The 436-nt window shown below is 64.0% G+C and carries 2 protein-coding genes; both read right to left on the reverse strand.

The window, feature by feature from the left end; genetic code table 11:
• The coding region (locus tag DC345_RS32010) for a collagen-like triple helix repeat-containing protein (RefSeq protein ID WP_220095265.1) at window positions 1-188 on the reverse strand (188 nt) is incomplete at its 3' end.
• Window positions 185-436, reverse strand: a 252-nt coding sequence (locus tag DC345_RS32015; RefSeq protein WP_220095266.1) for a hypothetical protein, incomplete at its 5' end; no start/stop codon positions are given. The genes DC345_RS32015 and DC345_RS32010, both read right to left, overlap by 4 nt.

Raw genomic sequence — 436 nt, forward strand, 5'->3', positions numbered from 1 at the left:
CCATCATTTCCACGAGCACCAGCAGGGCCAGGGGCTCCAGGGCGACCTCTCTCACCAGGCAGGCCACGGGGGCCCATCTGACCAGGAGCTCCATTTTCACCAGGGCTGCCAGGCTCACCCTTAGGACCAGCAGGACCAGCATCTCCCTTGGCACCATCCAAACCACTGAAACCTCTGTGTCCCTTCATTCCAGGGAGGCCAGCTGTTCCGGGCAATCCTCGAGCACCCTGAGGCCCAGGAGGCCCACGCTCACCAGGACGACCAGGTTTTCCAGCTTCCCCATCATCTCCATTCTTTCCAGGGGGACCTGGGGGACCTCGGGGACCCATGGGACCTGAAGCTCCAGGCTCGCCAGGCTCACCAGGGGGACCTTGGAAGCCTTGGGGACCAGGTGCACCAGGGGGGGCAGGGAGACGACGAGGACAAGAGGAACCCA

This window comes from Paenibacillus taichungensis (genome assembly GCF_003287275.1).
Taxonomy (GTDB): Bacteria; Bacillota; Bacilli; order Paenibacillales; family Paenibacillaceae; genus Paenibacillus; species Paenibacillus taichungensis_A.